General features: G+C 72.1%; 15 protein-coding genes. 3 read left to right on the forward strand and 12 right to left on the reverse strand.

Features of this window, described 5'->3' with window-relative positions:
• Positions 1 to 14: 14 nt before the first annotated feature.
• From BJ993_RS06865 to BJ993_RS06875, 3 genes are all read right to left on the reverse strand, one after another.
• Entirely contained in the window at positions 15 to 1,643 is a 1,629-nt protein-coding gene (locus tag BJ993_RS06865; RefSeq protein ID WP_179648187.1) for an AMP-binding protein, read from the reverse strand.
• A gap of 179 nt (positions 1,644 to 1,822) precedes the next feature.
• Positions 1,823 to 5,461, reverse strand: coding sequence for a (Fe-S)-binding protein (locus BJ993_RS06870; protein WP_179648188.1), 3,639 nt, complete (start codon positions 5,459 to 5,461; stop codon positions 1,823 to 1,825).
• 183 nt (positions 5,462 to 5,644) lie between these two features.
• Positions 5,645 to 8,167 carry an amidohydrolase family protein gene (locus tag BJ993_RS06875; RefSeq protein ID WP_179648189.1) on the reverse strand — a complete coding sequence of 841 codons (2,523 nt, stop codon included), beginning with the start codon at positions 8,165 to 8,167 and terminating at the stop codon, positions 5,645 to 5,647.
• 155 nt (positions 8,168 to 8,322) lie between these two features.
• On the opposite strand from BJ993_RS06875, the gene BJ993_RS06880 reads away from it, so the two are divergent.
• The 3 genes from BJ993_RS06880 to BJ993_RS06890 are packed head-to-tail and all read left to right on the forward strand — an operon-like array spanning position 8,323 to position 12,429.
• Complete coding sequence (locus tag BJ993_RS06880) at positions 8,323 to 9,807, forward strand: M1 family metallopeptidase (protein WP_179648190.1); 1,485 nt, start codon at positions 8,323 to 8,325, stop codon at positions 9,805 to 9,807.
• A 44-nt stretch (positions 9,808 to 9,851) separates the two neighbouring features.
• Complete coding sequence (locus BJ993_RS06885) at positions 9,852 to 11,414, forward strand: hypothetical protein (RefSeq protein WP_179648191.1); 1,563 nt, start codon at positions 9,852 to 9,854, stop codon at positions 11,412 to 11,414.
• A gap of 49 nt (positions 11,415 to 11,463) precedes the next feature.
• Positions 11,464 to 12,429, forward strand: a complete 966-nt coding sequence (locus tag BJ993_RS06890; RefSeq protein WP_179648192.1) for a sensor domain-containing diguanylate cyclase — start codon at positions 11,464 to 11,466, stop codon at positions 12,427 to 12,429.
• Between the two features lie 16 nt (positions 12,430 to 12,445).
• On the opposite strand, the gene BJ993_RS06895 is transcribed toward BJ993_RS06890, so the two are convergent.
• The 9 genes from BJ993_RS06895 to BJ993_RS06935 form a co-directional block, all read right to left on the reverse strand.
• The gene (locus BJ993_RS06895; RefSeq protein ID WP_179648193.1) at positions 12,446 to 13,408 is read right to left on the reverse strand and encodes a serine/threonine-protein kinase; all 963 of its coding nucleotides are present in this window, start codon (positions 13,406 to 13,408) and stop codon (positions 12,446 to 12,448) included.
• 211 nt (positions 13,409 to 13,619) lie between these two features.
• Positions 13,620 to 14,969 (reverse strand): dihydrolipoamide acetyltransferase family protein, encoded by a 1,350-nt coding sequence (locus BJ993_RS06900; protein WP_179648194.1) that lies wholly within the window; start codon positions 14,967 to 14,969, stop codon positions 13,620 to 13,622.
• An 11-nt stretch (positions 14,970 to 14,980) separates the two neighbouring features.
• Positions 14,981 to 15,958: an alpha-ketoacid dehydrogenase subunit beta gene (locus tag BJ993_RS06905; RefSeq protein ID WP_179648195.1), complete on the reverse strand. Its 978-nt coding sequence runs from the start codon at positions 15,956 to 15,958 to the stop codon at positions 14,981 to 14,983.
• A 1-nt stretch (position 15,959) separates the two neighbouring features.
• Positions 15,960 to 17,087, reverse strand: a complete 1,128-nt coding sequence (gene pdhA, locus BJ993_RS06910; RefSeq protein ID WP_179648196.1) for a pyruvate dehydrogenase (acetyl-transferring) E1 component subunit alpha — start codon at positions 17,085 to 17,087, stop codon at positions 15,960 to 15,962.
• A gap of 172 nt (positions 17,088 to 17,259) precedes the next feature.
• The gene (locus tag BJ993_RS06915; RefSeq protein WP_179648197.1) at positions 17,260 to 18,180 is read right to left on the reverse strand and encodes a hypothetical protein; all 921 of its coding nucleotides are present in this window, start codon (positions 18,178 to 18,180) and stop codon (positions 17,260 to 17,262) included.
• A 13-nt stretch (positions 18,181 to 18,193) separates the two neighbouring features.
• Positions 18,194 to 19,150: a DUF2510 domain-containing protein gene (locus tag BJ993_RS06920; RefSeq protein WP_179648198.1), complete on the reverse strand. Its 957-nt coding sequence runs from the start codon at positions 19,148 to 19,150 to the stop codon at positions 18,194 to 18,196.
• Between the two features lie 103 nt (positions 19,151 to 19,253).
• On the reverse strand, positions 19,254 to 19,754 hold the full coding sequence (locus BJ993_RS06925; protein WP_179648199.1) for a hypothetical protein: 501 nt from the start codon (positions 19,752 to 19,754) through the stop codon (positions 19,254 to 19,256).
• Positions 19,751 to 20,713 (reverse strand): zinc-binding metallopeptidase family protein, encoded by a 963-nt coding sequence (locus BJ993_RS06930; RefSeq protein WP_179648200.1) that lies wholly within the window; start codon positions 20,711 to 20,713, stop codon positions 19,751 to 19,753. Before BJ993_RS06930 ends, BJ993_RS06925 begins: the two co-directional genes overlap by 4 nt.
• A gap of 18 nt (positions 20,714 to 20,731) precedes the next feature.
• Positions 20,732 to 21,010 carry a hypothetical protein gene (locus BJ993_RS06935; RefSeq protein WP_036548911.1) on the reverse strand — a complete coding sequence of 93 codons (279 nt, stop codon included), beginning with the start codon at positions 21,008 to 21,010 and terminating at the stop codon, positions 20,732 to 20,734.
• Positions 21,011 to 21,187 lie beyond the last annotated feature (177 nt).

Genomic DNA, 21,187 nt, shown 5'->3' on the forward strand with positions numbered 1-21,187 from the left:
ACTCCAGCCAGTGCTCAGCCCAGGCCGAGGATCTCCGCCGACCGCTCGCGCATCTCGACCTTGCGGACCTTGCCGGTCACGGTCATCGGGAACTCCTCGACGACCATGACGTAGCGCGGGATCTTGTAGTGCGCGAGCCTCCCGGTGGCGAACTCCTTCACCGCAGCCGCGTCGAGCGGCTCGGCGCCGGCTCGCATCCGCACCCACGCGCACAGCTCCTCGCCGTACTTCTCGTCGGGGACGCCCACGACCTGCACGTCCTCGACGTCGGGGTGGGTGTAGAGGAACTCCTCGATCTCGCGGGGGTAGATGTTCTCACCGCCGCGGATGACCATGTCCTTGATCCGGCCGACGATGTTGCAGTAGCCGTCCTCGCGCATCACGGCCAGGTCGCCGGTGTGCATCCAGCCGTCGGCGTCGATGGCCTCGGCGGTCTTGGCGTCGTCGTTCCAGTAGCCGAGCATCACGGAGTAGCCGCGGGTGCAGAACTCGCCCGGCTCGCCGCGCGGCACCGTCTCCCCCGTCGCCGGGTCGACGATCTTGATCTCGACGTGGGGGGCGGCCCGACCGATGGTGGCGGTACGACGGTCGAGGTCGTCGTCGACGCGGGTCTGGCAGCTCACCGGGCTGGTCTCGGTCATGCCGTAGGCGATCGAGACCTCGGCCATGTGCATGTCGTTGACGCAACGCTTCATCACCTCGACCGGGCAGATCGAGCCGGCCATGATCCCGGTACGGAGGGTGCTGAGGTCGAACTCGGCGAAGTCGGGGGCGTTCTGCATGGCGATGAACATCGTCGGGACGCCGTACACGGCGGTGCACCGCTCGTCCTGGACGGCGCGCAGCGTGACCGACGGGTCGAAGCCGGGCGCGGGGATCACCATGGTGGCGCCGTGGGTGACGCAGCCGAGGTTGGCCATCACCATGCCGAAGCAGTGGTAGAAGGGCACCGGGATGCAGAGCCGGTCCTGCTCGGCGAAGCCCAGCAGCTCGGTCACGAAGAAGCCGTTGTTGAGGATGTTGCGGTGGCTGAGGGTGGCGCCCTTCGGGAAGCCCGTCGTGCCGCTCGTGTACTGGATGTTGATCGGGTCCGTCGGCCGCAGGCCCCGCTGGCGCTCGGTGAGCGCGTCGGCCGGGAGTCCCTCGCCGCCGGCCACCAGCTCCTGCCAGTCGTCGGTGTCGACGTACACGGTGCGCTCGAGGCCGGGCACCTCCCCCTTCGCGGTGACCTCCTCGACCATGCCCCGGTAGTCGGACGTCTTGAAGCCGGTGACCGTCAGCAGCAGGCGCAGACCCGACTGGTTGACGGCGTACGCGAACTCGTGGGTGCGGTAGGACGGGTTCACGTTGACCAGCACCGCACCGGCCTTGGCGGCGGCGAACTGCACGATGGTCCACTCGGCGCAGTTCGGCGCCCACATGCCGATCCGGTCGCCCGCGGCGATGCCGGCCGCCATCAGGCCCCGGGCCAGCTGGTCCACGGCGTGGTCGAACTCGCGCCACGTCCAGCGCCGGCCGGTGGCGACCTCGACGAGCGCCTCACGGTCCGGCCACTGCCCGACGGTGCGCTCGAGGTTGGCGCCGATGGTCTCGTCCAGCAGGGGCGTGGTGGTCTCGCCGGCGGCGTACGACAGCTCCGTCATGGGTCCATGGTGCCGTGTGGGTGAGCGCGGTCACACCCCTCGAAGGTGGGTGGGGCGGTCCGCTGCATGAATCCCCGGTCGACCGGGGATTCATGCACTTGTCGGGGGTTGCAACGCCCGACAAGTGCAGGAAAGCCCCACCCGGTGTGACGGGTGGGGCTCCTGCGATCGCTCGCGACTCAGAGGTCGAAGAGGGACTCCGCGGCGTTGATGTCGACGTCGGTGCGGGGCTGGTGCGCCTCGCCCGAGTACGACGCCGGGGCGGCCGACTGGGCCGGGGCCTCCGGCGCGGGGGCGGCCGGGGCGGGCTCCTCCTCCGCAGCGGGCTCCTCCGCAGCGGGCTCCTCGACAGCGGGCTCCTCCGCGGCCGGCTCGGCCACCTCGGCCTCGGGCTCCGCAGCCACTGCCTCGGGCTCCGCAGCCGCAGCCTCGGGCTCCGCAGCCGCAGCCTCGGGCTCCGCGGCCGCAGCCTCGGGCTCCGCCGCCGCACCCTCGGGCTCCGCAGCAGGCGCCTCCGGCTCAGCCGCCGGAGCAGGGGCCGCGGCGGCAGGACGCTCGACAGCAGCGGCCTCGGGGGCCTCGATGTCGAAGAGCGAGCCCATCGCGTTGATGTCGACGTCGGTCTTCGGCGCGCTCGCGGCACCGCCGGACGCAGCCGGGGCAGCGGCAGCAGGGGCACTGGCAGCAGGGGCAGCAGGCGCGGCCGGCTCGGCAGCGGGCGCCTCGGCGACGGCCTCGGCCTCCTCGTCGCGGGCCTCGGCCTCGACCGGCTCGGCCTCGGGGGTCGGCGCCGGAGCAGGAGCAGCCGCCGCCGGGGCAGCGGGAGCGGCCGGGGCCTCGATGTCGAACAACGAGCCACCGGCGTTGAGGTCGACCGACGGGGTCGGCGGAGCGGCGGCGACGCCGCCCTCGACCTCGGCCTGGACGACCTTCTCCTCGGTCGGCACGGGCGCCGACTCCATCTCGGCGGCGGGCGTCGCCTCCGCCTTCGGAGCCTCCGCCTTCGGAGCCTCCGCCTTCGGAGCCTCCGCCTTCGGAGCCTCCGTCTTCGGTGCCTCCGCCTTCGGAGCCTCCTCGGCCGGCGCGATGTCGAACAGCGAGCCGCCGGCACCCAGGTCGGCGGCCGGCGTGGCCTCGGCCGCGGGCGCGGGCTTCTCCTCGGCGGCCGGGGCCGCCTTCTGCTCGGCCGGCGGGGCGGCGTCGAAGAGCGAGCCGCCCTCGTCGAACAGCGAGCCACCGCCGGCCGGAGCCGCCTTCTCCTCGGCCTTCTCCGCCGGCGCTGCCGGTGCAGCAGACGCAGCCGGTGCCGCCTCGGCGGGAGCGGAGTCGAACAGCGAGCTCGAGTCGTCGAACAGCGATCCGCCACCGGCCGGGGCCGCGGGCTTCTCCTCCGCCGGCGCCGCCGGAGCAGCGGCCGGGGTGTCGAACATCGAGCCCGGGTCGTCGAACATCGACGAGCCGCCGGACGCCTTGGCCGCGGGGCCGACGTCCTCGGTCGCGGCGACCGTGTCGTCCGTGAGCGTGACGTCGCCGGCCTCCGGCTCGGCCTTGGTCTCGACCGACTGCTTCGCCTCGGCCGGAGCGGCTGCGGCGGCCGCGGCCTTCGGCTGCAGCGGCGCACCCTCGCCCGGCTTGAGCTTGGTGGCCTGCTCCCCCTTGACCGACGCGAGCAGCATCTGCGCGACGTCGAGGACCTCGACCTCCTCGCGCGCCTCGCCGTCGGCCTGCAGCTTGGTCAGGCCGTCGGAGATCATCACGCGGCAGAAGGGACAGCCCACGGCGACCTGGTCGGCGCCCGTACCGACGGCCTCCGCCGTGCGGTTGAGGTTGATCCGCTCGCCGATGTTCTCCTCCATCCACATGCGGGCGCCACCGGCGCCGCAGCAGAAGGACCGCTCGGAGTTGCGCTCCATCTCGGCGAACTCGGCGCCGGGGAGGATCTGGAGCAGGTCGCGCGGGGGCGTGTAGACCTGGTTGTGGCGACCCAGGAAGCAGGGGTCGTGGTAGGTGATCTTGCGGTTGTGCGCGCCGGCGCCCGTGGCGACCGGCGTCAGCTTGCCCTCCCGCACGAGCCGGTTGAGCAGCTGCGTGTGGTGGATGACCTCGAGCTCGATGCCGAGCTCGCGGTACTCGTTCTTGAGGGTGTTCATGCAGTGCGGGCAGGTGGAGACGACCTTCTTGGCCTTCGCCTCGGTCAGCACCTCGATGTTCTGCTGGGCCAGGCCCTGGAACACGAACTCGTTGCCGGCGCGGCGGGCGGAGTCACCGGTGCACGTCTCACCGTTGCCGAGTACGCCGAACGAGACGCCCGCCAGGTCGAGGAGTTCCGCGACGGCGCGGGTCGTCTTCTTGGCCCGGTCCTCGTAGGCGCCGGCGCAGCCGACCCAGAACAGCCAGTCGACGGACTCGAGGTCCTCGATCTGGTCACCGACGACCTTCACCTCGAAGGGCAGGTCCTTCGCCCAGTCGAGGCGGGCCGTGGCGGACATGTTCCACGGGTTGCCCTTGTTCTCGAGGCCCTTGAAGAGGCCGTTGAGCTCGGAGGGGAAGTTCGACTCGACGAGCACCTGGTAGCGGCGCATGTCGACGAAGTGGTCGACGTGCTCGATGTCGACCGGGCACTGCTGCACGCAGGCACCACAGTTGGTGCAGGCCCACAGGGCGTCCTCGTCGACGACGAAGTCGCCGCCCTCGGGGTTGTAGAACCAGTCGTCGACGCCGTCGGACTGCTCGTGCTCGGTCTTGCCGACGAGCGCACGCGGCTCGGCGCCGCCGGCGACGGCGTACGCCTCCTCGCGCATCGCCATCATCATCAGCTTCGGCGAGAGCGGCTTCTCGGTGTTCCACGCGGGGCACTGCGACTGGCAGCGACCGCACTCGGTGCAGGTGGTGAAGTCGAGGATGTCCTTCCAGGAGAAGTCCCAGATGGAGCCGACGCCGAGGGTGGCGTCCTCGTCGAGGTCGTCGACGTCGTCGAGCGTGATCGGCTTGCCGCCGGAGGTCAGCGGCTTGACCGCGCCGAGGGCCGTGCGGCCGCTCTCCTCACGCTTGAACCAGATGTTGAACCAGGCGGTGAAGCGGTGCCAGGCCACACCCATCGTCAGGTTGCTGGAGATGACGATCAGCCAGATCATCGCGGAGGTGATCTTGACCATCGCGATGAAGTAGATGATGTTCTCGAGCGTCCCGATCGACTCGTGGCCGGTCGGGTAGAGGTTGCCGAAGAACTGCGAGATCGGGAAGTGGAAGCCGTCGGCGTGCTCGGCGGCCTCGCCGCCGTGGGCCTTGGCGAGGTTGTACTCGGCGCCGCGGATGAAGAGGATCGCGGAGCTCTCCAGGAGCACCATCGCCTCGACGAAGTAGGCCTGCCACATGGTGGAGCCGAAGAAGCGGCTCTGGCGCCCGATCTGCGAGGGGCGGTGGGTGAGCCGGTAGATGATCAGCGGGATGATCGCCAGCGAGCCGAGCAGGCCGAGGATCTCGGCGACCCACTCGTAGAGGAAGAACTTGCCGAGGACGGGGATCGTCCACTCGGGGTCGAACAGCTGCGGGAACGCGGCGGCGACGGCGGTGGAGAGCGCGATGAACGCCGCGAAGGCGAACCAGTGCAGGATGCCGACCCACGTCCACTGCAGCATGCGCGTGTGGAGGACGGTCTCCTTGAGCATGGTCACGGTCCGGCCGACCGGGTTGCCGGTGCGGCCCGGCGCCGGCTGGCCCTTGCGGATCACGCCGAGCATCGCGGAGACGGCCCGGGCCGTCAGGGCGATGGCGACCACCGAGATGGCCAGCGAAATCACGATCGCAACGGTCTGCATGGGCGAATCTCCACTCGTCTGCAGGTTCAGGACACGCACGGGTGCGCGGGCCGAGCCTATTGCCACCATCGGAGATCGCGAACCGAAGGCAAGCCTTACCAATGGGTGGGGCGACAGGGCCGACGACCGGATCCTACCGGCAGGTAACTTCCGGTGGGGCGTGACGAATGCCTCAGGTATGCCTCAGGAGAAGCTGAGCCCGGTCACCCGGCCCGCCTTCGAGAAGGTCACCTTCACGGGCACCTTCGCCCGGGTCGAGGTCTTCGCACAGAAGGAGTACGACGTCCCGAGCCGCTGGTAGGGCTGGCCCACCGCGCGCAGCACGGCCTCGGTGGTCATGCCGATCGTCACCCGGCTCCGGACGGTGGAGACGCCCAGGCGCTGGTCGGCGTTGCGGCACGAGTCGGGCTTCACGCCGTACGCGCGCTCCCACATCTGCAGATAGGCCTCGGCCCCGCGGGCCATGTCGTCGACGATCTTCTCGCCGTCGCCGGCGTGCTGCGCCTCCGCGACCTGGCGTAGGTCCTCCACCCAGTCGGGGTAGAGGCCGTACTGCGCCACGCCGTCGACGTTGATGTCCCAGGTCCGCTCGCCGGCCTGCTGCCGGTCGACCTGGACGCCGCCGAGTCCGGTGAAGGGGTAGCTGACCGGGTTGGGGACGTCAGCACCGCGGGGGTTGCCCTGCGCGCCGAGGCCGTTGATGTCGGCACCGAAGCCGAACCCGAAGTAGTAGCGCGGGTCGGCCCAGCCGAGGTGGCGGCGCCACTTCGCGACGAAGCCGGTGGAGTCGCCTGCGTACGGGGTGATGAAGCCGCCCGCCTTGTAGATCCGGGGGTAGGTGTCGGGCGTCGACCACGAGTGGCTGGAGATCACGCCCGGGTAGGCGAGGTCGTCGATGACGTCCATCGAGGAGGAGCGGGCCTTGACCGAGAGGTGGTCGGGGTCGAAGACCATGCCGCGCTTCGCGAGGCCCTCGATCGTGTGCACGCCGAGCTCGGTGAGGCCGCGCTTGTTGCAATGGGCCGGCGGTCCGTAGAGCGGGGTCGCCGGGAGCAGTCCCAGGACCTTCCCGATCGCACCGAAGAGCGCGTCCTGCTGCCCGGCACTGAGGTCCGGCAGGACGCCGATCTGCGGGTTGTCCGCGGACTCGCCGTCCGCCGGCTCGCAGTGCTCCATCGCCCAGAACGAGCCGGTCTCGAGGAAGTTGGCGGTGTTGACGAGCGGCCCGATGGCACCCGCGTCGCCGGCGACCCCGGCGAGCGCGTTGTCGAACTTGTTGACGAGCTCCATCTGTCGTACGCCGAGGGCGTGCATCTCGTCGAGGTTGGCGTCGATCTCGGCCTTGGTGCAGGCCGGGAAGTCCTTGCCCAGGACCTTCTTGTACGTGCAGCCGAACGGGATGGACGTCTCGATGCCCATCACCACGGCCATCTTGCCGCTGTTGATGACCCGCCGCGCCTCGAAGGGGTCCTTCACGATCCGGTAGAAGCCCTTGCCCGGGCCGCCGAACTGGGCGTCGATGTAGTCCTGCATCTTCAGCATGTCGCTGGCCTGCAGGCGGATCGAGTCCATGTCGTCGCAGGAGTTCTTCTTCATCGGGTAGAGCTGGCAGAGCTTGTTGTTCTCGACCAGCAGGTTGACGAAGAGCCGCTGCCCGCCGCGCCACGCGCGCTCGAGCCACCGGTAGTAGGTGCCCTCGTGGGTGAGCGACTCGGGCGCCGGCCAGTCCTTGAAGGTCGGCCAGCCGACGGGATCGTGCGACGGTTCGCCGGAGAGCACCGACTCGAGCAGCGCACCCTTGCCCTGGGTGAGCGTGTGGTCCTGGCAGTCGACAAGGGCGTACGGCGCGCCGTAGGTGTGCCACGGACGGCCGCAGTGCACCTTGCCGCCGAGGAACTCGAACGCCATGCCGTGGGTGTGCGCGTCGACGAAGCCGCGCACCTCCTGGTAGGTGGTCTCGCCCGCGAAGGGGTCGCCGGTGACGTTGATCGCCGCCTCCGGGTACGACGGGCAGCCGCTCGCCGTGCGCAGCGCGAAGGTCGTGCCGGCGCCCGGCACGAGCTTGCCGCCGGCGACGGTGAGCGCCTTCCCGGCGCCGACGTCGAACCGGTAGCCGGTCCCGGCCTTCGTCGCCGTCCAGTCGGCCGCCGGGCTCGCCTTGGCAGCGACCTTCACCGCCCCGTTGACCACCGCGAGCTCGCCACCCGTCGTGTGCAGCAGGTAGCCGCCGAGGCGGGTGGCCTTGAAGTAGTAGGGGCCGAACCTCGCCAGACCGGCGGTCAGGGTGTAGCAGCCGCCGGCCATCGCGTAGCGGTCGGCCGGCACGGCCGTGCGGGCGGGGTAGGCGGCGACGCCGACGAGCTCGGGGTCCGGCAGTGCGCGCTCGGCCTCGACGTACTCCTCCGCGGCGGCGCGCTCCTCGGCGGTCGTCGGGTCGACCGCCTCGGCCTCCTCACCGACGGCGAGGCCGCGGGAGACGTCGTTCTTGGTCGCCGGGTCGTTGTGGTCGTGCGGGGCCAGCATCGCGTCGTCGTGCGGGATCCCGCGGTCCGACTTCTGCTGCTCGGCCGCGGCCGCGAGGCTCGTCGTGCTCCCGGGGCCGGCGCCGGCCACGGGGACGACGGCCGCCACGCCGATGACCCCCAGGGCCGCCGTGACGGCCAGTCCGACCCGTCGCGACGCTGCCGAATCGCGCAATCCGTCCATGCCGACCTCCCTGACCGTCCCCATGTCCGAGTGACACCGATCACTCAACGACCGAGCACGGGGAGGGTAACACCAAAACGTGACACTTGTTCAGGTTCGTCTCGCGTGAGGGGCCGCCGGGCATGATGTGCGCACCGACGGGAGAAGGAACACCCATGACCCGCATGCGCGCCGCCTCGCTGGCCCTCGCCCTCACCGCCGCCCTGGCGCTCGCCGCGTGCGGCTCCGACGACGAGCCGGAGTCCGACGGCGACCCGACGACCAGCGCGACGCCCACGAGCAGCGCTCCCACGACGAGCACGACGACGCCCTCCGCCGGCGGGAAGTACGCCGCCGCGGTCAGCGAGACCCGCGAGGACTCCGTCTACCCCGACATCGGCGACCCGCTCGTCGACGCGCTCCACTACGACCTCGGGCTGGCCTGGGACCCGGCGAAGGACCGGCTCACCGCGCACCAGACGCTCACCTTCCGGGCCACCGGCGACTCCCCCACCATCCCGCTCGACTTCAACGAGCAGCTCGGGATCTCCGAGCTGACCGTCGACGGCGAGCCGGCCGACCACGAGGTCGACGGCACCCACCTCACGATCGACCACCCGATCGAGGCCGACCAGCGCTACGAGCTCGCCCTCACCTACGCCGGCACCCCGGAGCCGGCCCCGGCCCCGAGCACCCGCCAGGACTTCACCCAGGGCGTCGGCTGGAGCATCACCGACGAGCACGAGACGTGGACGCTGCAGGAGCCCTACGGGGCGTTCACCTGGTACGCCGTCAACGACCAGCCCGCCGACAAGGCCTTCTACGACTTCACCCTCACCAGCCCGGCGCCGATGTCGGGCGTGGCCAACGGGCAGCTGACGAAGTCCACCGAGGAGGGCGGGACGTCGACGAACACCTGGCACCTCGCGGAGCCCGCGTCGTCGTACCTCGTCACGGTGGCGTTCGGCGACTTCCAGCACACGGACCTGACGTCGTCGAGCGGCGTCCCGATCCAGGTCTGGACCGACGCCGACGGCGACCCGTTGCCCGGCGGCACCGACACCGCGCCGGCGGCCGTCGACTGGCTCGAGAAGATCCTGGGCCCCTATCCCTTCGACTCGCTGGGCATCCTCGTCGTCGACAACGACAGCGGCATGGAGACCCAGACCATGATCACGCTCGGCGACAGCGACTACAGCCTGTCCCCCGCCGTGGTCGTCCACGAGGCCGCGCACCACTGGTACGGCGACACGGTCACCCCCGCGGACTGGTCCGACGTGTGGATGAACGAGGGGATGGCGATGTACCTGCAGGGCATGTGGGAGGCCGAGCAGGAGGGCGTCACCATCGCCCAGAAGATGGACGAGTGGGCCGGCTTCGAGGTCCAGCTCCGCGAGGGCGCCGGACCGCCCGCCGCCTTCGACCCGAAGCAGTTCGGCGACGGCAACATCTACTACGGACCGGCGCTGATGTGGCAGGAGCTGCGGGAGAGGATCGGGGACGACAAGTTCTTCGCGATGCTCCGCGAGTGGCCGGCCTCGCAGGAGAACGGCAACGCCGACCGCCAGGAGTACTGGGACTGGATCGAGAGGACGACCGGCGAGGAGCTGTCCGACTTCTTCGACGACTGGCTGCTGGGCGAGGAGACGCCTCCGCGCTGACCGCGCCCTTCCCACGAGACTGGAACACGTTCTACTCTCCCGGGATGCGCCTCCGCTCCCTGGCCGCGACCGCTGCTGCCGGCGTCCTCGCCCTGACCCTCGCGTCCGCCCCGTCCGCCACCGGGTCGGTCCGCACCGACGGCACCCTCGACGCCGACGGCTTCGCCCTGCCCGGGCTGCCCGCGCTGCCGACCATCCCCGGCCTGCCGATCCCGCCGCTGCCGACCGACCTGCTGGTCCCCCGCTTCACCGGCGCCGCCGTCACCGCACAGCCGCTCGACGCGCCGCCGGTGCCGCAGAACCCCTGGCTGGCCCCGAACGGTCGCAGCAGCATGCACAACGACGCCTACAGCACCGACGCGTACGCCGTGTCGGGGCCGACCGGCCGGGCGCTGACGATGCGGACGGCGTCGTACGGGATCCGGGAGTGCGCGACGATGGCCTTCGACTCGCACGACCGCATCGTCGGTCTCTGCGGCGGGCTCGAGGGCTTCACCATGATGGTGATCGACCCGGTCACGCTGCGCCCGGTCTCCCAGCTGCAGCTCTCGGCGCGCGACCTCGGCAAGGCCGCCAACCCGTTCACCGACCTGTGCGGCGGCACCTACTTCTTCCTCGACGGCCAGGACCGCGCCTACGCGACGACGACCCGGTCCGCCATCGCCGAGGTGCAGGTCGGCGCCGACGGCGGGCTCAGCAAGGGGCGCACGTGGCCGCTGACGTCGTACCTCGGCGCCGACGACTGCCTCGTGGCCACGGGCGTCGACTGGTCCGGTCGGGTCTGGTGGTTCAGCCAGCAGGGCACGGTCGGGACCCTCGACCGCGCGACCGGCGCGGTGAAGGCGCTCGAGCTGCCGGACGGCGAGGGCATCTACAACTCGGTCTCCAGCGACGAGACCGGCGGCGTCTACTTCGTCTCGACGCACCGGTCCTACCGACTCGACGCGGCCGCCGACGGCACGCCGGAGATCACCTGGGCGATCCCCTACGACCGCGGCTCGGCGAAGAAGCCGGGCATGCTCTCCCAGGGCTCGGGCACCTCGCCCACCCTCATCGGCGAGCGGTGGATCGCGATCGCCGACAACGCCGACCCGCAGAGCCACGTCATCGTCTACGACCGCCGACGCGGCGTACCGGACGGCGAGCGGGAGCACTGCTCCGTGCCGGTCCTGCAGGGTGGGGCGAGCACGACCGAGAACAGCCTCGTGGCAGCGGGCAATTCGCTGATCATCGAGAACAACTACGGGTACGCCGGTGTGCAGTCCACGCTGCTCGGGAAGTCCACGACGCCCGGCGTCTCGCGGGTGATGATCGACGACGAGGGCTGCCACGTCGCGTGGACCAACCCGACCGTCGCCCCCACGTCGGTGCCGAAGGCGTCGCTGGGCAACGGGCTCGTCTACGTGTACTCGAAGCCGCCCCGCAAGGACCTCCTCGACGCCTGGTACGTCACCGCGATCGACATCCGGACCGGTGAGACCCGCTGGAGCCGGCTCACCGGCACCGGCATCCAGTGGAACAACCACTACGCGGCGATCTACCTCGGCCCGGACGGGGCGTTGTACGTCGCCACGATCGTCGGCCTGATCCGCCTGGCGGACGGCTGAGTCCCCTTCGACCGTTCAGGCCGGCGCGCGACCTGCCGATCTGGCGGGCATGTCCGAGGCCGTGGAGGGTGCCCTGTCGGCGGAGCCCGTGCTCCCCGCGACGGGGGCGGACGCCTTCGCGGCGTCGGCACGCAGCGTGGTCGAGTACCTGAGCCGTCGTACGCCGCTCGCCGACTGGTCGGTCTCCCGCGTCGCCGGCGGCGAGCAGGTGCACGTGCACGTCCACCACGACGCACTCATCGCCACGGGCGACCGGGTGCCGTGGGACGACACCTTCTGCCGCCAGATGACCGACGGCGCCGCCCACGTCGTGCACGACGCGGTCCGCGACCCCGACTACGCCTGGCTCCCCGACGCCGGTCCCATCCGGGCCTATGTCGGCTTCCCGATCACCGACGACGGCGACCTGTTCGGGATCCTCTGCGGGGTCGGCAGCTCACCGCTCGCCGACCTCCCGCCGTTCGACGCCGACCTCGTCGAGCTGCTCAGCTCGTTGCTCTCCTCGCAGGTGGGCATCGCGCGGGCGGCCGACCGCGAGCGCCGCCGGGCGACGATCGCGGTCGCGCTCGCCGCGACCGACGAGCTCACCGGACTCGTCAACCGGCGCGGCTGGGACACCCTGGTCGCCGACGCCCAGCAGCGGATCGAAGCGTTCGGCGACCCGGTCGCCGTGGCGGTGGTCGACGTCGACGGGCTCAAGACGACCAACGACACCTTCGGCCACGCCGCGGGCGACGACCTGCTCCGGCGGACCGCCGCGGCCCTGCTGGCCGCCGGGACCGACCAGGACCGGGTCGCCCGCTACGGCGGCGACGAGTTCACGGTCCTCACCAACAACGTGGCGGTCGCCGACCTGGCCGACCACTACGCCCGCTTCGAGCGGTCCCTCGCCGAGCACGACGTGCAGGCCTCGCTCGGCCACGCCTGGACCGGGCCGGGCGACCGCACGGTCCTCGAGGCGTTCCGCCTCGCCGATGCCTCGATGTACGACGCCAAGCGGTCCCGGCGTCGCTGACGCCGCGGGCGTCGGGTCACCACAGGCAGCCGGAGGCGGCCTCGAGGGCGTCGTCGACGACGGCCGGGTCGGGCCGCGCCCCCCGCTCGACCGCGGCCAGGGCCGTGGCGCCGTGCTCGTCGACCAGCGCGCGGGCCGCGCACGCGGCGCTCCGCGCATCCAGACCCGCCTCGTCCTCCAGCACGTGCGCGATCCGCGCGACTGCGTCGCGGCCTTGCTCCTCGGGCCGGTCCCGGGCAGCCACTGCTGCCACCACTGCCACCGTCGCCACCGTCGCGCCGGTGGCGAGGGCGAGCGCCGCGGCCGCCACCGGCCACCCGCGCCGCCGGTCGCGGGCCGGCCGCCGCAGCAGGTCGCGGACCTCGGCCGCGGAGCGGGCGTCCCGCAGCGCTCGTGCGACCGGTCCCGCGGCAGCCTCGCCCAGGCAGGCCTCGAGCAGGCGGCGGAGCCCGGCGAGGTCGCCGCGGACCCCCGCTCCTCCCGCGGGTGCCGCGATCCCGAAGTCCGCCAGGTAGGCGACGGTGTCGGTGCCCCGGTGGCGCAGCAGCACGTTCGACGGCTTGATGTCGCGGTGCACGAGGCCGACGCGGTGCGCCTCGGCGAGGCCGTCGGCGACCTGCGCGACGATCGCCGCGGCCTGGCCCGGCGGCAGCGGGCCGTGCCGGAGCAGGTACCGGCCGAGGTCGCCGTCGGGCACCAGCTGGGTCGCGATGAAGAGCTGCCCGTCGAGCTCGCCGTGCGCGAAGACCTGCACGACGTGCGGCGAGTCCAGCGACGCCTGGGCCCGGGCCTCGCGGACGAAGCGGGTGCGGAACTCCGGGTCGCCGGCGAGTCCGGGCACGATCACCTTGAGCGCGACGTGGCGGTCGAGGGCGGTGTCGAGGGCGTCGTACACGGTGCCCATGCCGCCCTGCCCGAGCCGCCGCACGATCCGGTACGGGCCGAGCTGGTCAGGTGGTCCGAGTCGCGCGGGCGGCACCGGTCCGTTCTACCCGCTCCCGACATCTGGTGCGTCCGCCCATCCCCAGCCCCTCCGCCGACTTGTCACATCGAGCCGCCGACTTGCCACTTTGGCGGGTCGAGCTGCCACTTCCGTCCGGCGCCGACGAGGAAAGTGGCAACTCACTCGGTGAATGTGGCAAGTCGGCGCGACAAAGTGGCAAGTCGGCGGTCGGAACGCCCAGGCCGGGTCAGAAGAGGAGGGCGGTGCCGGGGTCGCTGATGATGCCGGCGACGTCGGCGAGGAACTGGGTGCCGGTGGCGCCGTCGACGTGGCGGTGGTCGAAGGACAGCGACAGCGTCATCACCTGGCGGGGGACGACCTGGTCGCCGACCACCCACGGCTGCGGCTTGATCGCGCCGAGGCAGAGGATGGCGGACTCGCCGGGGTTGATGATCGGCGTACCGCCGTCGACGCCGAAGACGCCGATGTTGCTGATCGTGAAGGACCCGCCGGCGAGGTCGGCCGGCTGGGTGCGTCCCTCGCGGGCCGTCGACGTGAGGTCCTCGAGGGCCCGGGCCAGCTCGACGAGCGAGAGGGCGTCGGCGTCCTTGACGTTCGGGACGACCAGGCCGCGCGGCGTGGCGGCGGCGATGCCGAGGTTGACGTAGCGCTTGACCACGACCTCCTGCGCTGCCTCGTCCCAGGTCGAGTTCACCAGCGGTGTACGACGAAGGGCGAGCAGGCACGCGCGGGCGGCCACGAGCAGCGGGCTGACCTTCACCTCCGCGAACTCGCGGCGCTCCCGCAGCCGGTCGACCAGCTCCACGGTGGCCGTGGCGTCGATGGTGACCCAGGTCGTCGCGTGGGGCGCGGAGAAGGCGGAGGAGACCATCGCCGCGGCCATCTGCTTGCGCACGCCCTTGACCGGCTCGCGGGTCTCGCGCGCACCGGCCGCTGCGGTGCTGGTCGCGGATCGGCCGGCGGCAGCGAGCACGTCGTCCTTGCTGACGGTTCCCCCGGGGCCGGTCGCGGGGACAGCGGTCAGGTCGACGCCGAGGTCGCGGGCGAGCCGGCGGACCAGGGGCTTGGCGAGGGCGCGGACGGCACCGGGGTCTCGTGACGGTCGCTGCGCGACCTCCTCGACCACCGGGGCGTCGACCACCGGGGCGGCGACCACCGGGGGCTCCACGACCGGGGCCGCAGGCACCGCGTCGCCCTTGCGCGCCCGGCGCCGGAGCGTGCGCTGCTTCGGCCCGTAGCCGACGAGCGTGGCCTGGCCGGCGGGCGGGACGTTGGTGTCGATGACCTCCGGACCGCGGGCGGGAGCGGGCGCGGGGGCGGCGGCGCCCTCCTCGCCGATCCGGATGATCGGCGTACCGACCTGGACGGTCTCGCCCTCGGCCGCCAGCAGCGCGAGCACGGTGCCGGCGAAGGGCGAGGGCAACTCGACGACGGACTTGGCGGTCTCGATCTCGACGATGACGTCGTTGACGGCGACGACGTCGCCCTCCTTGACCCGCCACGCCACGATCTCGGCCTCGGTGAGGCCCTCACCGACGTCGGGGAGCTTGTACTCGCCGGCAGTCTGGGTGCTCATCGCGGTCCTCCTCAGTAGCCGAACGTGCGGTCGACGGCGTCGAGCACCCGGTCGAGGTCGGGCAGGAACATGTCCTCGATCCTCGCGGCGGGGTACGGCGTGTCGTAGCCACCCACGCGCAGCACGGGCGCCTCGAGCGAGTGGAAGCACTCCTCGGTGACCCGGGCGGCGACCTCGGCGCCCAGGCCGAGGGTCACGTGCGCCTCGTGGACGACGACGAGCCGGCCGGTGCGGCGTACGGACTCGTACACCGGCGCGAGGTCGAGCGGCGAGAGCGTGCGCAGGTCGATGACCTCGACCGAGCGGCCCTCCTCGCCCGCGACGGTCGCGACGTCGAGGCAGGTCGACACGGTCGGGCCGTAGCCGACGAGCGTGACGTCGGTGCCAGGACGGACCACGCGCGACTCCCACAGCGGTGCGGCGGGCGCGCTCTCGTCGACGTCGGCCTTCGCCGAGTGGTAGAGCCGCTTGGGCTCCAGGAAGATCACCGGGTCGTCGCACGCGATGGCCTGCTGGATCATCGTGTAGGCGTCGGCGGGGTTGGAGCAGGTCACGACCTTGAGGCCCGGCGTGTGGACGAACTGGGCCTCCGGCGACTCGCTGTGGTGCTCGACCGCGCCGATGCCGCCGCCGTAGGGCACCCGGATCACCATCGGCACCTTCACCCGGCCCTGGCTGCGGAAGTGGAAGCGCGCCACCTGGCACACGATCTGGTCGTAGGCGGGGTAGACGAAGCCGTCGAACTGGATCTCCACCACCGGCCGGTAGCCGCGCAGCGCGAGTCCGACGGCCGTGCCGACGATGCCCGACTCGGCGAGCGGGGTGTCGATGACCCGGTCGTCGCCGAAGTCCTTCTGCAGCCCGTCGGTGATCCGGAAGACGCCGCCGAGGGTGCCGACGTCCTCGCCCATCACGAGCACCTTGTCGTCGCCCTCGAGGGCCTTGCGCAGGCCGGCGTTGAGCGCCTTGGCCACGGTCATCGTCACCATCTCAGAGCACCTCCGCGAAGGACGCGACGTGGGCGTCGTACGCCGCCTGCTGCGCCGCGAGGTCGGGGGTCGTCTCGACGTGGACCAGGTCGAAGATGTCGCGAGCCACCGGCTCCGGCAGCTCGTGGCAGACGCGGCGCATCCGTACGCCGAGCTCGTCGGCCTCGTCCGCGATCCCCGCGACGTAGGCGTCGTCGGCCAGGCCCTCGGCCCGCAGGTACGCCTCGAGGCGCGCGATCGGGTCCTTGGCCTTCCACTGGTCGACGTCGGCGCTGCGCCGGTAGCGGGTGGGGTCGTCGGTGGTCGTGTGCGCGCCCATCCGGTAGGTGTACGCCTCGACGAAGGTCGGTCCCTGGCCGTCGCGGGCCCGCTGCAGCGCCGCCTGCACGACGGCGTGGGTGGCGAGGACGTCGTTGCCGTCGACGCGGACCCCGGGGAAGCCGAAGCCGTGCGCCCGCCGGTAGAGCGGGATCCGGGACTGCCGCTCCAACGGCTCCGAGATCGCCCACTGGTTGTTCTGGCAGAAGAACACCACCGGCGCGTTGTACGACGCCGCGAACACCAGCGACTCGTTGACGTCGCCCTGCGAGGTCGCCCCGTCGCCGAAGCAGGCCATCACGGCGGTGTCGCGCTCGGGGTCGCCGGTGCCGACGGCGCCGTCGCGCTGGACACCCATCGCGTAGCCGGTCGCGTGCAGCGAGTGCGCCCCGACCACGATCGAGTAGAGCGCGAAGTTGTGGTCCTTCGGGTCCCAGCCACCCTGGTCGGTGCCGCGGAACAGGCCGAGCAGGCGGACCGGGTCGATGCCGCGGCACCAGGCGACGCCGTGCTCGCGGTAGGTCGGGAAGGCGAAGTCCTGCGGGCGCATCGCACGCCCCGCACCGATCTGGGCGGCCTCCTGGCCGAGGAGCTGCGGCCACAGGCCGAGCTCGCCGTGGCGCTGCAGGGCGGTGGCCTCGATGTCGAGGCGGCGGACCAGCACCATGTCGCGGTAGAAGCCGCGCAGCTGGTCGGCGGAGAAGTCGAGGTCGAAGACCGGATGGTGGACCCGCTCGCCCTCCGGCGTCAGCAGCTGGACCAGCTCGGGCTCGTCTTCATCGGGAGCAGGTCCGAAGACGGGGTCGGTCATTGCACCACTCCTGGGGGCCGTCGCCGTCGGGGTCACCGGGGCGGGGTGGGGGTACTTCGGCGGCCCGACTCTAGCCACAAGGGTGGGTGGCTGTGGGCCGGACCACAGATTCACCTTCCACGATACTCGCGGCCCCGCCCGAGCGGTCGTCATCTACTGGCGGGTAGCCCCGTCAGGCGTACTCGCGCGACGGCTCGTGGCCGCCGTCGTACCCCTCGTGGCCGTCGTAGCCGTCGTAGCGGTCGTCGCGGCGACGGCGCGGCCACAGCGAGCCGGCGACCAGCACGAGGCCGACCGGGGCGGCGAGCAGGAAGGTCCTCGCGTACGGCGTCAGGGAGCCCAGCACCGCGTCGAGCATGATCCGCACCATCGCCTGGCTGCCGACGTCGGCGCGGTCGACGGCGAGGTCGGTCAGGGGCTCCACCGCCAGCATCACGAGCCCGGCGCCGAGCGCGCCGCCGAGCAGCGCGAAGCCGGCCGTCCGGGCGCGCCCCCGCCACCCGGTGGCGACGAGCACCGCGAGGCCGACGAGGGCCGCCCACGCGAAGGGCAGCCAGCCGGCGGCGCTGTGCGTGGTCCGGTAGGCCGGTCCGCCCTCCGCCACCTTCGCCCGCTCGACGACGGGCACCTGCAACGGGACCGTGGGCAGCAACCCGACCGGGATGCCCCGGTCCTCGAGCACCAGCAGCACCTGCGCGACCACCGGGCCGGCGTCGACGGTCAGCGAGCCGCTCGTGTCGGCATCCGGGTCCTCCAGCAGGTCGATCACCTGGCCGTGGAGGTCGCGGTTGGCGTCGCGCCAGATCTTCGGGAACTCCCTGCTCTCGACGACCTCGTTCGCCGCCGCCTGCGCCCAGGTGTCGACGGCGCCGGGCAGCCCCACCGGCACGTGCTGCTGCAGGGCGGCGACGGCCGCCGCCGCGGCGGCGTCGGCCATCACCCGGCGCACGGCAGGGTCGTCGGCGAGCGGGGCCACCGTGTCGAGGTACTCCTGGCGGTCGTCGACGCGTTCGGTGACCCAGGTGGTGGCGATCGCCAGCGGCGCGACGAGCGTCGCGAGGACGACGAGGAGGAAGGCGGCGAAGGACCTCACGGCGCCGGGTGCGTCAGCACTCGTCCTCGTCGTCGGCGTGGTCGTCCTTGACCTTCCAGTCACCGTCCTCCTTGCAGAGGAGAGCGGTGCCCTCGTCGTCGTCGGTCTTCTCGCCGCCGAAGGCCTCGACGGCCTTGTCGTTGTCGCCCTTGTACTCGCCCTTGGACGTCCAGTCGACACGTGCGGTGTCGCCGTCCTCCTCGGCGTCCTTGATGTCGTAGGTGTACTCCCAGTCGTCGAGGATGTCCTCGAAGGACTCGCCCGCGGCGTCCTCGAACTCCTTGAAGGACTTGTCCAGGTCCTCCTGGGCGGCGTCGACGTAGTCGTCGCAGTTGTCGACGTCGTACTCCTCGAACTCGTCGTCCTGCGCGTCCTTCGTCGACAGCTCGCACAGCGTCTTCACGTCGGCCTCGGACTGGGCCTTGAGGTAGTCCTCGGTGACGCTCTTGGGGTCGCTGCCGCCCACCACCTTCACCAGGACGAAGACCGCCACGATCGCGAGGACGAGCAGCGCCACGAGCCCGCCGATGATCGCGAACAGCTTGCCCTTGCCCTTGCCGCCACCGCCGCCGGTCGGCTGGCCGTAGCCCGGGCCGCCGTAGCCCTGCTGGCCGTACGGCTGCTGCTGGCCGGGCTGGCCCCAGCCCGGCTGCCCGCCCGGCTGCCCGCCTGCCTGGCCCGGCTGGCCGTACGCCGGCTGGCCCGGCTGCTGCCCGTAGGGCTGCTGCTGCGCGGGCTGGCCGTAGCCCGGCTGCGCGCCACCCTGGTTGAAGTCGGCAGCGCGGTTGGGGGCGACCACGGTCGCCTGGTCGGTGGGACCGGGCGTCGGAGGGGTCGCGGGGGCGCCGGACGCGCCGCCCTCGGGAGGCTGGGTGTGCTCGGTCCACTGGGTGCCGTCCCACCAGCGCTGGCCGCCCTGGCCGTCGGGGTACCACCCCGGAGGGGTCGAGGGCTGGTTCGGGTCAGACATCGGCAACTCCTTGTGGAGGCGGGCGGGACCGGCCGCGCGGGCCGTGGAACGGTCGGGCGGTCATCATGTCATTGCTGCCCGCTCGCGCGGGGCTCAACCGGCCTCAACCCGCGTCGACGCCGGCCACCCGCCAGTCGCCGTCGACCTCGACCAGCTCGACGGTCCCGCGGTCGTAGGCGCCGCCGCCCTGCCACAGCTCGTCGAAACCGGACTGGTCCTCGCCGTGGTAGCGGAGCTCGACGACGTACTCGACGCGCGCCCGGCCGTCCTCCTCGTTGAGCGCCTGCACCGTGACCTCGACATCGGTGTCGTCGGCGTACGGCAGGAACGGGTTGTCGGTGCTGGCCTCCTTCGCCGCGTCGGCGTAGGCGGCGCAGTCGGCGAAAGGGTGGCCGCCGTAGAGCTCGGCGTCGCGCCACTCGAGCGTCGCGAGATCGCACTCGGCGCGCCAGTCGCCGCTCCACTGCGCCCGCAGGTAGTCCTCGGCCACCGCCTCGGGACCGGAGCCGCGCAGCGCCAGGACGAGCGCCACGACCCCGCCGGCGAGGGCGAGCACGACGAGCGCCACGACCCCGAGGACGGTACGACGCCCGGGTCGCCTCATCGCGCCAGACCGGCCACGAAGTCGAGCTTGTCCAGCACCGGGTCGGGGATCACGAACGGGTAGACGTCGTCCTTGCCCATCGAGCGGTTGATCTGGTTGAGGGCGACCGACAGCGGGATCCACACGGCCCGCACCAGGTCGTGGAAGACGCTGAACGCGGTCACGTCGACGGTCGCCAGCCCGTGCGCCGCGGCGGTCTCGCAGGTGTCGCTGATGTGCAGGTAGTGCGCGAAGGTCTCGGCGAAGTCCTCGAACGGGTGCATCGTCGCGTAGGTCGTGATGTACGACGACTCCCACCCCGCCGGCGGGCCGTCGGCGTAGTGGCGGTCGATCGCCGCCTGGTAGTCAGTGGTCTCGTCGCCGAAGAGCTCGCGGCAGCGGGCCAGCCGCTCGGGGTCCGCATCGGTGACCAGCCGCCACTGGACGAAGTGCCCGACCTCGTGGCGCAGGTGGCCGAGCAGCGTGCGGTAGGGCTCGTCGAGCTCCTGCCGGATCCGCTCGCGGCGGGCGTCGTCGGACTCGGCGAGGTCGATGGTGATCACGCCGTCGGCATGCCCGATCACGACGTTCTCGTCGACGCTGGACAGCATGTCGAAGACCAGCCCCGTGGTGTCGAAGCCGAGGTGGTCGAGCTCGACGAGGAGGTGCCGCTTCGCGGCCTCTGCCGCCGGGAACTGGGCCATGCCCTCGGCGTCGGTCTCCGCGGGTCGGGTCCGGGTCAGGTCGCAGGCGGAGCACTGGCCGCCCTCGAGCGGCGCGAGCCAAGTGCAGCCGGAGAGGTTGAGGTTGGCGCACACGTGCCAGACCAGGCCGGTCGGGTCGACGTACCGGCCCTCGGCGTCGAGCGGCACGATGTCGCGCTCCTCACGGGAGAAGCCGAGCGGGGTGCCGCAGGAGACGCAGACGGAGTTCTCGAAGAAGAGCGGGTTGCCGCACGTGCGGCAGCTGAAGGAACGCACGACCCGGTGCGCCCGCCCTCAGTTGTTGGCCGTGATCAGCCAGACGACCACCACGCACGCGATCAGCGCGAGGGCCGTGATCAGGCCCATCACGAAGCCGATCGTGCGCTTCGCGCTGGCGGGCGGCGGCGGCAGGCCGGGGCCGCCGTAGCCGGCGGGCGGGCCACCGTAGGCCGGCGGCTGGCCCGGCACCGGGCCGGGCGCTCCCCCGCCGAGATAGGCGGGCGGCGGCGGGGCTCCCGGCGCTCCCTGCGGGGGACCGGGCTGAGGCGGGACACCGTACGGCGGCTGGCTCATGGCACCACCCTAGTGCCGCGTCCGGGTAGTTGTGGAACGTTTGGCGTGCGCACGGTGCGTGCATCGCAAGGCGCCGGCGCGCAGCCATACCGGGTCGTCTCGCAAGCGTCGGCAACGCCGCGAGGTGCGTGCTGTGGGTGCGCGAAGCGCTTCAGAACTTTCCGGACGCGGCACCAG

Source organism: Nocardioides aromaticivorans (assembly GCF_013408525.1).
GTDB lineage: Bacteria > Actinomycetota > Actinomycetes > Propionibacteriales > Nocardioidaceae > Nocardioides > Nocardioides aromaticivorans.

Excerpts from the sequence above, each read along its gene's own strand:
- BJ993_RS06865 (WP_179648187.1), bottom strand. The coding sequence starts at position 1,643 with ATGACGGAGCTGTCGTACGCCGCCGGCGAGACCACCACGCCCCTGCTG.
- BJ993_RS06870 (WP_179648188.1), bottom strand. The coding sequence starts at position 5,461 with ATGCAGACCGTTGCGATCGTGATTTCGCTGGCCATCTCGGTGGTCGCC.
- BJ993_RS06875 (WP_179648189.1), bottom strand. The coding sequence starts at position 8,167 with ATGGACGGATTGCGCGATTCGGCAGCGTCGCGACGGGTCGGACTGGCC.
- BJ993_RS06880 (WP_179648190.1), top strand. The coding sequence starts at position 8,323 with ATGACCCGCATGCGCGCCGCCTCGCTGGCCCTCGCCCTCACCGCCGCC.
- BJ993_RS06885 (WP_179648191.1), top strand. The coding sequence starts at position 9,852 with ATGCGCCTCCGCTCCCTGGCCGCGACCGCTGCTGCCGGCGTCCTCGCC.
- BJ993_RS06890 (WP_179648192.1), top strand. The coding sequence starts at position 11,464 with ATGTCCGAGGCCGTGGAGGGTGCCCTGTCGGCGGAGCCCGTGCTCCCC.
- BJ993_RS06900 (WP_179648194.1), bottom strand. The coding sequence starts at position 14,969 with ATGAGCACCCAGACTGCCGGCGAGTACAAGCTCCCCGACGTCGGTGAG.
- BJ993_RS06905 (WP_179648195.1), bottom strand. The coding sequence starts at position 15,958 with ATGGTGACGATGACCGTGGCCAAGGCGCTCAACGCCGGCCTGCGCAAG.
- pdhA (WP_179648196.1), bottom strand. The coding sequence starts at position 17,087 with ATGACCGACCCCGTCTTCGGACCTGCTCCCGATGAAGACGAGCCCGAG.
- BJ993_RS06920 (WP_179648198.1), bottom strand. The coding sequence starts at position 19,150 with ATGTCTGACCCGAACCAGCCCTCGACCCCTCCGGGGTGGTACCCCGAC.
- BJ993_RS06925 (WP_179648199.1), bottom strand. The coding sequence starts at position 19,754 with ATGAGGCGACCCGGGCGTCGTACCGTCCTCGGGGTCGTGGCGCTCGTC.
- BJ993_RS06935 (WP_036548911.1), bottom strand. The coding sequence starts at position 21,010 with ATGAGCCAGCCGCCGTACGGTGTCCCGCCTCAGCCCGGTCCCCCGCAG.